At 64.1% G+C, this 13036-nt stretch carries 7 protein-coding genes; 2 read left to right on the top strand and 5 right to left on the bottom strand.

Annotation, left to right across the window (positions count from 1 at the left end; all coding sequences use genetic code 11):
- Positions 1–55: 55 nt before the first annotated feature.
- Positions 56–775, top strand: coding sequence for a 16S rRNA (uracil(1498)-N(3))-methyltransferase (locus tag P7A97_RS01815; protein WP_277688213.1), 720 nt, complete (start codon positions 56–58; stop codon positions 773–775).
- Positions 776–1033: 258 nt separating this feature from the next.
- Complete coding sequence (locus P7A97_RS01810) at positions 1034–2524, top strand: alanine/glycine:cation symporter family protein (protein ID WP_277688212.1); 1491 nt, start codon at positions 1034–1036, stop codon at positions 2522–2524.
- A gap of 46 nt (positions 2525–2570) precedes the next feature.
- Here the strand turns inward: P7A97_RS01810 and P7A97_RS01805 are convergent, their stop codons facing one another.
- The 5 genes from P7A97_RS01805 to P7A97_RS01785 all read right to left on the bottom strand — a co-directional run bounded on the left by P7A97_RS01805 (position 2571) and on the right by P7A97_RS01785 (position 13025).
- Complete coding sequence (locus tag P7A97_RS01805) at positions 2571–3185, bottom strand: LysE family translocator (RefSeq protein ID WP_277688211.1); 615 nt, start codon at positions 3183–3185, stop codon at positions 2571–2573.
- Positions 3186–3260: 75 nt separating this feature from the next.
- Positions 3261–4052, bottom strand: a complete 792-nt coding sequence (locus P7A97_RS01800) for an AraC family transcriptional regulator (protein ID WP_277688210.1) — start codon at positions 4050–4052, stop codon at positions 3261–3263.
- A 1-nt stretch (position 4053) separates the two neighbouring features.
- Complete coding sequence (locus tag P7A97_RS01795) at positions 4054–4524, bottom strand: chemotaxis protein CheW (RefSeq protein ID WP_277688209.1); 471 nt, start codon at positions 4522–4524, stop codon at positions 4054–4056.
- Positions 4525–4549: 25 nt separating this feature from the next.
- On the bottom strand, positions 4550–5569 hold the full coding sequence (locus tag P7A97_RS01790) for a chemotaxis protein CheB (RefSeq protein ID WP_277688208.1): 1020 nt from the start codon (positions 5567–5569) through the stop codon (positions 4550–4552).
- The gene (locus tag P7A97_RS01785) at positions 5562–13025 is read right to left on the bottom strand and encodes an Hpt domain-containing protein (RefSeq protein ID WP_277688207.1); all 7464 of its coding nucleotides are present in this window, start codon (positions 13023–13025) and stop codon (positions 5562–5564) included. The genes P7A97_RS01790 and P7A97_RS01785 overlap by 8 nt, the downstream gene beginning before the upstream one ends.
- Positions 13026–13036 lie beyond the last annotated feature (11 nt).

Below are 13036 nucleotides of genomic sequence, written 5' to 3'. Positions count from 1 at the left end.
CCAGATGCTCGGCACAGGCTTAAACTAGCGACCTCCGCCCTTCGTGAATGACACCATGCGCCTGTCCCGCTTCTTTGTCGACGCCCCACTTTCCCTTGGCCAGCACGCGCTGCCCGAAGCCCAGGCCCACTATATCGGCCGCGTACTGCGGCACGCCGTGGGTGACGCCGTGCAACTGTTCGACGGCAGCGGACAGGAGTACCGGGGTGAGCTGATCGAGGTGGGCAAGAAGGCCGTGCGGGTGGAGTTACACGAACAACTCCCGGGCCAGGCCGAATCCCCGCTGCGCGTGCACCTGGGCCAGGGGCTATCGCGCGGCGAACGGATGGACTGGGCGATCCAGAAAGCCACCGAACTGGGGGCGGCCGAGATCACTCCGATCGTGTCCGAGCGCTGTGAAGTGCGCCTGAAAGACGAGCGTGCCGACAAGCGCCTGGCCCACTGGCGCCAGGTGGCGATCAGCGCCTGCGAACAGTGTGGTCGCTCGGTACTGCCAATCATCCACCCGCCGGCGCCCCTGAACGAGTGGCAGGCCAGCGTGCAGGCCGAGCTGAAACTGGTGCTGCACCCGGTGGCGGCGCCGCTGCAGAGCCACGCCAAGCCGCAAACGCTGGCCTTTCTGATTGGCCCTGAGGGCGGCCTCAGCGACAGCGAAGTCGAGTTGGCCAAAGCGGCCGGCTTCCAGAGCGCGAGGCTCGGCCCGCGCGTGCTACGCACCGAAACCGCACCGGTGGTGGCACTGGCGGTGGCCCAACAGCTGTGGGGCGATTTTTAGACCCACTGTATCTGGTCAGGCCGCATTTCTGACCCGATCTGTCGCCTGGACGTAACAAGATGTGACTTGGATGAACGGAGCGAGCGTCCGCCTCTGGCATGCTCTGCAAGCCAACGGCGCGCCTTGTGGCCCACTCCCTCGGTGCGCATGTCCAGGCCGGTGCACACTCGCATCGACCTCTCTCCAATAACAATTCGCCAGGGTTCCATGCTTTCCCACAAGGAAGCTGCTGCAAACCCATGGCCTTAGGAGCACTAAATGAACGAACTAGTCTCGACACTGAACGGACTGGTCTGGAGCCCCGCACTGATCTATCTGTGCCTGGGTGTCGGCCTCTACTTCTCCTTGCGCGGCCGCTTCCTGCAGGTTCGCCACTTTAAAGAAATGATCAAGCTGATGCTCAGCGGCCGCTCCGACGAGCACGGCATCACCTCGTTCCAGGCCCTGACCATGACCCTCGCCGGCCGCGTCGGTACCGGTAACATCGCGGGTGTGGCCACCGCCATCACCTTCGGCGGTCCGGGTGCGGTGTTCTGGATGTGGATGGTGGCCTTCCTGGGCGCCAGCTCGGCATTCGTCGAATCCACCCTCGGCCAGGTGTACAAGGAAGACCTCGACGGCCAGTACCGTGGCGGCCCGGCCTTCTACATCGAGAAGGGTCTGGGCATCAAATGGTTCGCCTGGGTCTTCGCCATCGTCACCATCTTCGCCACCGGCCTGCTGCTGCCGGGCGTACAGGCCAACTCCATCGCCTCCAGCGTGCAGACCGCCTTCGACATCGAACCGACCGTCACCGCCGCAGTCCTGGCGATCCTGATCGGCCTGATCATCTTCGGGGGCGTCAAGCGTATCGCCCACTTCACCCAGGTGGTGGTGCCGTTCATGGCGCTGGGCTACATCCTGGTCGCCCTGGTCGTCATCCTGCTGCACATCGAGCAGCTGCCTGGCGTTATCGCGCTGATCCTGAAGAGTGCCTTCGGCCTGGAAGCCGGCTTCGGCGCCATCCTCGGCATGGCCATCATGTGGGGCGTGAAGCGCGGCGTGTACTCCAACGAAGCCGGTCAGGGCACCGGCCCGCACGCCTCCTCTGCTGCCGCTGTCAGCCATCCGGTCAAGCAGGGTCTGGTGCAGGGTTTCTCGGTGTACATCGACACCCTGTTCGTCTGCTCCGCCACCGCCTTCATGCTGCTGATCACCGGCCAGTACAACGTGCAGGCACCGGACGGTAGCGCGCTGTTCACCGGTATCGCCGGTGTCGCCGCAGGCCCTGGCTACGTACAGACCGCCATGGAGAACATCATGCCGGGCTTCGGTAACGCCTTCGTCGCCATCGCCCTGTTCTTCTTCGCCTTCACCACCATCCTGGCCTACTACTACATCGCCGAAACGAACATCTCCTACATCAACCGCAAGATCCACCGTCCCTGGATGACCCTGCTGTTGAAGTTCGGCATCATCGCCGCGACCGTCTACGGCACCGTCAAGACCGCCGATCTGGCATGGAACCTCGGTGACCTGGGCGTGGGCCTGATGGCCTGGCTGAACATCATCGCCATCATCCTGCTGCACAAGATCGCCTACACCTGCCTGAAGGACTACGAGGCGCAGAAGAAGGAAGGCAAGGACCCGGTCTTCCACCCGGAGAAGCTCGGCATCAAGAACGCCGACTACTGGACCAGCTCCCAGGCCGAAACCAACCTGGCCAAGGAGCAGGCCGACATCAAGGCCGAGCTGAAGTCCCAGCGCTGATCGCCTCGATCTGACGAAAGCCCCGCCTTGGCGGGGCTTTCGCTTTCTAAAGACCGCGCAAGGTCAGGCCGGCCAACACCAGCAGCAATACCCCGCAGCCGGCGTAACTGAGACGTTGCCAGAGCAATGACGTATGGCGCCGCAACCAGTCCACCAGCGCCGCGCAGATGAAACACCAGAGCAGCGACGCCAGCATGAAGCCGGCGAAGAACACCGCCAATTGCGCCTCACTCGGCGTGCCGTCAACGATGCCGGCCAACGCACCGCCGAGGGCACCCCAGAACACCAGGTTCTTCGGGTTGGACAGCGACAGCAAGGCTCCGGCGCCAAAGGCTGCGCGCCCCTGTTGAGCCACCGCCGGGTCATCCGCCAGCGGGGCGTGCCAGGCGTCGCGCAGGCTCTGCACGCCGAGCCAGGCCAGATAGGCAGCGCTGGCCAGGGTCAGCGGCAGGCGCACGCTGTCCTGGGTCAGGAACAGAGCCAGGCTGGACAGGCCAATCAGCGCCCACAACGCATCGCCGATCAGCGAGCCCAACTGCACCAGCAGCGCGGGCCGAAAGCCACCGCCCAAGCCTCGGCGCAGGGTTTCACTGAACACCGCTCCAGGTGAAGCACAGAAGGCCAGGCCAAAAACCAGGGCAGAAAGAAAGATCGCCAGCATTACGGACACCCCATCGTCATCAATGGGCGAGAAGTCTGCCGCGGCCTCTCGGCGCTGACTTGTACCGGATTGCACTTACTCGCGCACAAGTGCCTGATAGCGTCCCGGCGGCAGGCCGTAGGCCGCACGGAAGTGCCGGGTGAGGTGACTTTGATCGGCAAAACCGAGGGTATGAGCGACCTCAGCCGCGGTAAAGCCCTGACGCAGCAACCCCTGGGCTCGCCGGGTGCGCAACTGCATCGCCCACTGTCGTGGACTGAGCCCGGTGTGGCGCTGAAAGCTGCGCAGCAGATGAAACTTGGAAAGTCCCAGCTCGGCCGCCATCTGATCCAGGCTTGGCGTGTACTCCAGGCGGGCCGCCAGCAACTCCTGCAGACGCCGCACAGCTCCCGAGCCGGCATCGCGCGGAGCCGACAGGCGCACACCCGCGCCACTGGCAATACGCCCGAGCAGCAAGGTCACGCACTCCTCGCCGCGTTCGCGTAACAACGCATCATCACTCAGGCACAACCCAACCGCCTGCGCCAGCTCGCTGGCCAAACCTGGAGCCTGCTGCAAAGGACGCTCGAACTGCAGTGAACTCTGGCCAAGATGGATGGCCAGCTGCTCAGGGGGGATATAGAGGCTGACATAACGCCAGGGCAGGCCGGCACGCGCGCCGCCCCCCTGGATCTCACCGGGGTTGTAGGTGGTGATCGCGCCAACGCCCGCGGTAAAGCTGCGACCATCGAGCCAGATCAGCTCTTCGCCGAGCAGGTTGGCCCCGATGACAAACTCGTCGTGGCTGTGCTTTTCGAACTGCTGACCGACGACGCTACTGCAGGCGACATCAAGATTGCCCAGCCGCGCCAGCCGAATCGAGCCCACCTCAGATCAGGCCGGCATCCGCCAGTTTTTGCTCCAACCCAGCCAGATCGGGGATCTTCACCACGGCTTCGCCCAGCTGCACAGCATCCAGCTCCAGAGGTTCCAGCTCGGCGTTGGCGCGCACCAGGTTGTCCTCGACCTTCATCGAACGTGGAATACCCTGCACCAGCAGGGCGATGAACTTGACCTTGTCACGCCCGCCCATGGCATTGAGTACCGCGACCCGTGCACCGGGACCGATCTGTGCCTGGCCATTGGAGGCCGCCTCGAAGGACAGCAGCGGCAACTGCAGATCACGCCACGCCACCTGGCCGAGGAACCAGTCCGGCAGGCCAGGCGTGACATGCGGGGCGCGGTAGGGAATCAGTTCTGCGACCGCCACGTTGGGTAGCAGCAAGGTACGGTCGGCCAGCGGCACCAGCAGCGCGGTAAGGCTGCTGACGCTATTCTGCGGGGCGATATCTTGGCTCATGGGAATTTCCTGAAAGGGCTGTGAGTCAGGCGCACTGCTCGGCCAGATGATTGACCAGAGCTGCGGCCAGCTCGCGCGGCTCGCCGCTGAAGCTGCTGTAACCACCTTCGCGCAGGCTGTCGGGCATGCTCGGGCAGGCGCAGCTGTCAGCCTTCTGCGTCCAGATCACGCCGCCCTGGCGGCGCACATAAGCAGCAGCTGCGCTGCCATCACTGCCCATGCCGCTGAAGGCGATCACCCCACAATGGGCACCGAACTGCTGAGCCAGGTTGAGCATCATCTGGTCGATGGACGGACTGTAAGGCTCCGGCCAGGGGCGCTCGGTCAATTGCATCAGGCCATCGTCGGCGAAGCCAAGCTCCTGACTGATTGGAGCGACCACCACCTCGCCACAACGCACGGCATCGCCATGACGCACGGGATTCACATGCCATTGGCTGTGGCGGCCGACCGCCTGGGGTAAGGCGGCTTCGAAGGTCGCATCGATATGCTGGGCATAAACGAAACCAATCGGCAGACCGCCGGGCAGCGCATCCAGAAAGGCCTTCACCGCCGCCGGGCCACCGAGCGAAGCCGCCAACAACCAGACCTGGCGCGCCGGCTCACCGGCGACCAGCGGCGTATCGGCCAGCGCCGCGGGAAGGTCTACTCGACCGGGGCGCTGTGCCTCGGCCATCAGGGCCTCCAGGCTCGGCCCGACAGCCTGAGTCGGGTCACCCACCAGGCGTTTGAGCTTGCCGAACAGGCGGCGCTCCCAGCGCGGATAGTTCTCCGAATGGCGTTCCGGCGCATGACCTTCGCCGAACAAGACGGGCGCACTGGCGTTTTCCAGCAGGCTATCGACCAGGGGCGAGTCTTCCGACTGAGCCAGGTCGACCAGCCACAGGTCGGTCTCGCAGGCCGACAGCGCTTCCTCATCGAGGCGTGCCGGGTCACTGTTGAGCACTACCTGGTATCCGCTACCGGCCAGCGCCTGCTGCAGCACATGACGCTGCAGCGAGGTGTCGGCAATCACCGCGATACGAGCAGCAGATTTCTCAGTCATCGGCCTTGTCCTTGACCAGCTTCAGGATGTTGTCCAACAGATCCGACTCCTGGTACGGCTTGCCCAGGTACTCGTTGACGCCAATGGCCATGGCTCGCTCGCGGTGTTTCTCACCGGTACGCGAGGTGATCATGATGATCGGCAGATCCTTCAGGTGTTCGTCATGACGCACCAGAGTGGCCACCTCGAAACCGTCCATGCGCGGCATCTCGATGTCCAGCAGCATGATGTCCGGCTTGTGCTCCTGCAGCTGGGCAATGGCGTCGACCCCGTCCTTGGCCGTCAGCACGTTCATACCGTTGCGCTCCAGCAGGCGACTGGTGACCTTGCGTACGGTGACCGAGTCGTCCACCACCATGACCAGAGTCGGCCGCGCCGCATCGTGCTCAAGCGTCTCCGGCGCCGGACTGACCAGGCGCGGAGCCTGCTGCAGACCGAGCAGATGGGCGTGACGCACACGGATCATCGCCAGCAGGTCGAGAATCACCACCACGCGGCCGTCACCGAGGATGGTCGCCCCGGAAATACCATGCACGCCGGCGAACTGCGGACCGAGGCTCTTCACCACGATTTCGCGCGAACCGGCCAGCACGTCAACCTGCACCGCCACGGCGTGCTCGCTGGAGCGAACCAGGATCACCGGCAGCGGTAGGCTCTGGCCCACCAGCTTGGGTTGTTGACCGTTGTTCAGCAGGTCACCCAGGTACTTCAGCTCGTAGGCCTGGCCGGCATATTCGAAGCGCGGCGCATCAGGGCCGTAGTAGGCCTCCAGCTCATAGGGCGAAACCCGCACGATACCTTCGATGGTGTTCAGCGGGATGGCATAGAGGTCTTCACCGGAGCGCACCATCAGCGCGCGGTTGACCGACACGGTGAACGGCAGACGAATCAGGAAACGGGTGCCCTCGCCCAGGGTCGACTCGATGCTCATCGAGCCACCGAGCTGCTTGACCTCCGAATGCACCACATCCATGCCCACGCCACGCCCGGAGATCTGCGTGACCTTCTCGGCGGTGGAGAAACCGGCCTCCAAGATGAACTGCAGGATCTCGTGGTCGGTCAGGTCGCTGCCCTCGTCCATCAGGCCGCGTTCGATGGCCTTGCGCTTGACCGCGTCGAGGCGAATGCCACCACCGTCGTCGGCCAGGGTCAGGAGAATGTCGCCACCCTCGCGACCGAGGCTCAGGCGAATGTTGCCCACGTCCGGCTTGCCGGCGGCACGACGTTTGTCGGCCGATTCGATACCGTGGTCAACGGCGTTACGCAGCATGTGCTCCAGCGGCGCAACGATACGCTCCAGCACGGTGCGGTCCATTTCGCCTTCGGCGTTGCCAACGTGGAACTCGACCTGCTTGCCCAGCTCGCCTGCCACCTGGCGGACGATACGGCGCAGACGCGGCACCAGGCGGTCGAACGGCACCATGCGGGTGCGCATCAGGCCTTCCTGCAGCTCGGTGTTGACCCGCGCCTGCTGCAGCAGGAGTGTCTCGGCGTCGCGGTTACGCGTGGCCAGGGTTTCCTTGAGGTCGAGCAAGTCGGACGCGGACTCGAACAGGGCGCGCGACAGCTGCTGCAACTGCGAGTGACGGTCCATTTCCAGCGGGTCGAAGTCCTCGTAGCCAGCACGCTCGGCCTCGGCCTGATAACGACTGAGGATCTGCGCCTGGGTCTCGATGTCGAGGCGACGCAGCTGATCGCGTACCCGCTCGATGGTGGCTTCCATCTCGCCGAGGGTGAAACCGAAGTCGCTGACCTGCTGCTCCACGCGACCGCGGAAGATCGAGGTCTCACCGGCCAGGTTGACCAGGCCTTCGAGCAGTTCCGCCGGCACCTTGACCAGTTCCTGCGGGGCACGCTGGCTGGCCGCCTTGGCCGCCGCCTCGGCCGCACGCTGAACGAACGGCAGCACCTTGGTCTGCTCTTGCGCCTGTGGCTGGCTGCTGGCGGCCACAATGGGCGTGTTCAGCGTGACCGGTGCGGGGGCACTCGGAGCCGGATCGATAGCAGGGGCAAGCTGCAAATCGGCCGCATGGCTGTCATCCAGGCGCCGCCGCAGCTGATCAAGCTCCTTCTGCAGGCCTTCGAAGCCGGACTGCACATCGAGGAACAGGCTATCCGGCCAAGGCGCGCCTTGCTGCTGCGCCTCGGTCAGGTGTTGTTCGAGGTCGTGGCTGAGATCGCCCAGACGCTTCTGTCCGGCCAACCGGGCACCGCCCTTGAGGGTGTGCAGAATGCGCAGCAGCTCGTCGATGGCGGCGCCATCTTCGCGATTGGCCTCCCAACGCCCAATGGCAGCCTCCATGGCCTCCAGCAGGTCATCACCTTCCTCCAGGAAGATGTCGAGAATTTCATCGTTGTCATCGCCTGCCGGCGCACTCTCTTCCTGCGCCGGTTGCAGATGCACGCTGGTTGGCATGCTCAACTGCGCATCGGGATTGGCGCGCAGGCGCTTGATGGTGGCGATCAGCTCCAGGCCATCGGGGACGGCTCGGTTGTCGCGTACCGCGTCGAGCATCGACGACAGGCTGTCGTGACAGGTTTGCAGTACACCGAACAGATCGCCATTGGCCTTCAGTCGGCCGTCACCGACGCCTTCGTAGAGGAACTCCAGCTCATGGGCCAGATCGCCAATCTCGCGGATCTCGGCCATCCGCGCACCGCCCTTGAGGGTGTGCAGATCACGCTGCAGGGCTTCCACTTCCAGGGTGTTGTCGACATCGCTCATCCAGCGCAGCAAGGCAGCGTTGGCGCTGTCCATGATGTCGAAGCCTTCTTCGAGGAAGATCTCCACCAGTTCCGGGTCGCGGTCGACCACCGGGGCCTCCGCTACAGGCGGTTGAACCGACGCCAGGCTCGACTCGGTCACGGCCGCTATGTCTTCGGCCACCGGCTCAGCCCCCAAGGCGGGCAGGGTTTCCTCGATATGCCACTGTTCGGCACTCAGGGCCGGCAGCTCTTCTGGCAGCTCTTCCACCGGAGCCTCAATTTCAGGCTCGATGTGCAGCTCCGGCAGCTCGTCGAGGTGCGGAGCGGAAAGTTCGGCCTCCGGCAACTCAGCCAGATCCATTTCCGGCGTCTCGTCATCTGCGGAGGCGTCGACTGGCACGGCCTTGTCGTCCAGTGGTTCGGCGCCCAGGGCCGGTAACGTTTCCTCGATATGCCACTGCTCGGCACTCAGAGCCGGCAGCTCTTCTGGCAGCTCTTCGACCGGCGCATCAATTTCAGGCTCGATGTGCAGCTCCGGCAGATCGTCGAGCTGCGGAGCGGAAAGCTCGGCCTCGGCCAGGTCAGCCAGGTCCATTTCACTCGACGGTTCGTCCAGCACTGCAGGCGCCTGCGCGCTCACCTCGACAGGCGCGGCCAGGCTGCCGCCCTGGCGAAAGGAACGAATGGCGTCGATCAGCGCGGAAGAGTCCGTCAGCGGCTGACCGTGCTGCAGTTGCTCCAGCACCACAGCCAGACGGTCATGGCTCTGTTGCAACAGCCCTGCCAGTGGCTGTGAGTAGCTGAACCGGCGATCCACCAGGCCTTCGTACAGTGACTCCAGCTCGTGGGCCAGATCGCCGATGGCGCGAATCTCGGCCATGCGCGCGCCGCCCTTGAGGGTATGCAGGTCACGCTGCAAGGACGATAGCGCCAGGGTGTTGTCCGGGTCGGCCAGCCAGCGGTCGAGTGCCTGGCCAGCGCTGTCGAGAATATCGACGGCCTCTTCCAGGAAGATCTCTACCATTTCGGCGTCGAGGTCTTCCGGCAAGGCTGCAGCAACCTCCTCGATCGGGGCTGCAAAAGCTTCGGTGGCGGCGGCAGGCACCTCATCAAGCTCGATGACTTCCAGGCCCGGCGTCTCACTAGCGAGCAGCGCCAGAGCGGCAGGGTCAAGCGCCTGCGCCAACAGGTTGTGCAGGGCTGCTACACGTTCCGGCTGCGGGCTGACCTGCAGGGCCGCGGCAACCTGATCCATCATGCCGATCAGCGCCTCATGGGCGGCCTCGGCTTCGGTGAAGAAGCGTTCGCTGACGGCCAAACGGCCATCCAGCGCGGCCTGGTACAGGGCCAGCAGGGCCTGACACAGTTCATCGATCTGCGGCAGCTCGGCCATCTCGGCGCCACGGCCAAGGGTGGTCAGCTCTTCCAGCAGGGCGCTGAGTTCCTGTTGTTCACTGGGATGTTCACGCCACTTGCGCAGCAGTTCATCGGCATCCAGCAGGATGTCCATGCCTTCTGCCAGGAAGATCGAAATCAACTGAGGGTCGCGTTGATCCTGCTCATCCAGACGTGCGCTTTCTGCGCTGTCCAGACGGCTCTGGTGCAGCTTCTGCACGCGTTCCAGGAATTCCTCGGCACCGGGAATAGCTGCCAGAGGCTGGCTTTCCAGCTGTTCAAGCCCCGCGCGGAACAGCTGCTCGGCATCGCGCAGCAACTCAGCCTCGGCCAGATCCATGTCGATCAGATTGGTCTTGAATTCCTTGACCAGCTTCTCCAGCGGCGTGGCAATCTCGGCGATCGGCAGGATGCCCGCCATGTGCGCACTGCCCTTGAGGGTGTGCAGGGCACGCTGCAGGTTGTCGGTGACCGGCTGCGGCAACTCCTGGGCGCAATCGGCAAGGAAACCAACCAGAGTATCGAGGTGGGTTTCCGCCTCGTTACGGAAGATTTCCAGCAGCAGAGGGTCGAGGCCGTCCTCCTCGACACCGGTAAGCCCCGCGGCTTCCACGGTTTCGGGCTGGTGTTCTTCGACCTGAGGCGCGGCGGCCGGGGCACTCGGCACCTGGCCACGCGCCAGAGCATGAGCCGTGGCGGCCAAGTAATCGACATCGTTACGCTGGCGCTGGGCCTTGGCGGCGAACTCATCGACCAGCGCCGGCATCAGCTCGAGTACATCGGCGATGACCTGCTGCACCGGCTCGTTCGGCTGGATACTACGATCCAGCACCCGGTTGAGCATGTTCTCGATCGACCAGGCCAGCTCGCCAATGATCAGCGCGCGAACCATACGCCCACTGCCCTTGAGGGTGTGGAAGGCACGCCGCACTTCGGTCAGGGCGTCCTTGTTGTCGGTATCGGCGCGCCATTGCGGCAGGTATTCGTTGATGGTTTCGAGAACCTCGCCGGCCTCCTCGATGAAAACCTCCAGCAGATCCTCGTCCACCGGTTCTTCATCGGCGGGCGGTGGCAGCAGGGATGGCGGTACATCCTGGGCGGGCGGGTTGATTGCCTGCACGGGCGCGGCCATCACCTCGGCCATGGTCATCGGCTTTTCTGCCGCTGCTACCGGCTCGGGCTCGAATGGCGCACTGGGCAGCTCGACCTCAGGCAGCTCAAGGTCGGCAATTTCCAACTCATCCCAGCTGGCCGGCGTGCCGTCCAGGCCCAGCTCCTCAACAGAATCGTCAACGAGGCTCGGCAGCTCCTCGGCCTGAGTGGGCTGGATCTCTTCACTCGATGAAAGCTCATCGCTAACGTCCAGCTCAAGAGGCGCGTCCAGGCTCAGATCGATATGAGTGGCATCAGTCTCACCGGACTCGCCCAGGCTCCAGTTATCGTCGGAAACCAGCAACTCGTGGGTTTCTTCGTTCGCCAACTCAGCGAACTCGGTACTCAGCTCATCACCCGCTTCATCGCAAGATAGAAGCGACAACTCGTCCGCCTCGGGGGCAAACTCAGCCAGCGGTTCGACTGCCACCTCTTCGGCGGCCAGTACTTCGATGTCCTGCAGCGGGTCGGCCAGCGGTGCCGGCGCCTCTTCGACGCGGTCGAGGATCGAGGGCTTGTCCTTGAGCGGATAGCCCAGGCTCTCCAGGCTTTCCTCGGCCACGTCGAGAATCAGATCGCCCTGGCTCGCATGATCCTCTGCCAGACGCTCCAGGTAGTACTCGACGCTGGTAATGGCATCGGCCAGGGTGTCGAGGTTCTGCCAATTGGGAACGGCCTTGCGCACCAGCAGCTGCTCTTCGATATAGCGGGTACAGGCTTTCAGCAGACTGGCGGCGCGAGTCAGCGGGATCATGGTCAGGCCACCACGGACCTGAGTCAGCAACTCGGGCACGCGCGCCAGGTGCTCGTGATTCCACTGCGAGGCGATGAACTCGATAATCGCGTCCTTGGCCTGTTCCAGGCCGGTGCGCGCTTCCTTGATCACCAGCTGGTGAATCTGTGCCACGTCGGTCGTCGGCAGATGACTCTGTTCGCTCTGCGCATCGTCGGCGGGGCCGACCATCCCGGCCAGGGTCGCTTCGACATACAGCAGTGCACCGGCCACATCCATCAACACCGCATCGCTGGGCTCGCGCTGGCCCAGCGACAACCCGTGTACGACATCAATCTGGTCGACAATGACCTTGCGCGGCTGGCCGAAACCAAGCACGGCCAGCGTGTCGGCAATCTGCTTCAGCGGTGCCAGCAGGGCGTCCAGCTCAGAGACCTGCTTGCGGTCACTGCGGACGAACAGGTCGAGACTGTCCTTGACCCGCACCAGTTCCTCACACAGCGCACCCACCACTGAGCGCATGGCGTCGCGATCCGGGCCAGCCAGGCGCGCTCGTTCCTCGTCCACCGTGCTGCTATCGGGCAGCGCGTCCTCAAGGCGATAACGCTCCTTGAGCGCACTGATGCGTTGCGACTGCGCAGGGGCTTTGGCCACGTAGAACAACAGGTTCTTGGTCAGCTCGTCCGGAGCAGCCTGGTTGATACCATCGGCGCCATGTTCGACCAGGCGTTTCAGCTCCTTGTCGACCTGGCGCAGAAGGGTCCGTACCGAGGCACTGTTGACCACGCTGCCATTGGCCAGGCCTTCGACCATACCGGAAGCAATCTGCCAGAGAGAGCCGAGCGGCGCCTCATGGCACAGGTTTTCCAGGCGCGCAAAGACCCGCGCCATATAGCCCAGGTTGGTAGCCAGGTCCTGGTTGCGGATCACACCGACCAGGGCCATCTGCAGCATCTGCCGCAGCTTGCGCAACAGCACCGGGAGGTCGTCGGTACGCAGCTTGTCCAGGGAGTCGAGGGGCAATGCCGGCAGGCGACCGGACAGATCCGGGGAGAACAGGCTGGTTTCCGACAGCAGGTTTTCGCCACGGGCAGCTCGCAGGTCGTTGAGCAGCGGCAGAACGACCATTGGCAGATCGCGACGGGCGGTCTGGATGCGATCCAGATAGGCCGGCAGCTGCAGAATGGCTTGCATCAGCACTTCCAGGGCTTCGCCCTGATTGCCCACGCGCTCGTCGAGCAGGGCCTGCACCAGCTGCTCCATTTCCTCGGCGAGCAGCGCCGCGCCATAGAACTCGACCATTTGCAGGGTGCCGAGGACCTGATGCACATAGGTCTGACAGAAACGTAGGCGAGTAGCGTCCTGCGGGTTCTCGACGAACGCCTCCAGGGCCTGACGCGCCTGCTTCAGGGTTTCTGCGATTTCGCCTTTGACCCATTCCAGGGCGACATAGTCGTGCCGATCACCCATACCTGCTCCAG

It is taken from the genome of Pseudomonas sp. GOM6 (assembly GCF_029537485.1).
Taxonomy (GTDB): Bacteria; Pseudomonadota; Gammaproteobacteria; order Pseudomonadales; family Pseudomonadaceae; genus Aquipseudomonas.
The sequence above is the reverse complement of the archived record's forward strand: the minus strand, read 5'-3'. Positions and strand labels throughout refer to the sequence as shown.

What these genes read in the sequence shown, in the direction of transcription:
- P7A97_RS01815 (WP_277688213.1), top strand. Translation starts at nt 56, where the DNA reads ATGCGCCTGTCCCGCTTCTTTGTCGACGCCCCACTTTCCCTTGGCCAG.
- P7A97_RS01810 (WP_277688212.1), top strand. Translation starts at nt 1,034, where the DNA reads ATGAACGAACTAGTCTCGACACTGAACGGACTGGTCTGGAGCCCCGCA.
- P7A97_RS01805 (WP_277688211.1), bottom strand. Translation starts at nt 3,185, where the DNA reads ATGCTGGCGATCTTTCTTTCTGCCCTGGTTTTTGGCCTGGCCTTCTGT.
- P7A97_RS01795 (WP_277688209.1), bottom strand. Translation starts at nt 4,524, where the DNA reads ATGAGCCAAGATATCGCCCCGCAGAATAGCGTCAGCAGCCTTACCGCG.
- P7A97_RS01790 (WP_277688208.1), bottom strand. Translation starts at nt 5,569, where the DNA reads ATGACTGAGAAATCTGCTGCTCGTATCGCGGTGATTGCCGACACCTCG.
- P7A97_RS01785 (WP_277688207.1), bottom strand. Translation starts at nt 13,025, where the DNA reads ATGGGTGATCGGCACGACTATGTCGCCCTGGAATGGGTCAAAGGCGAA.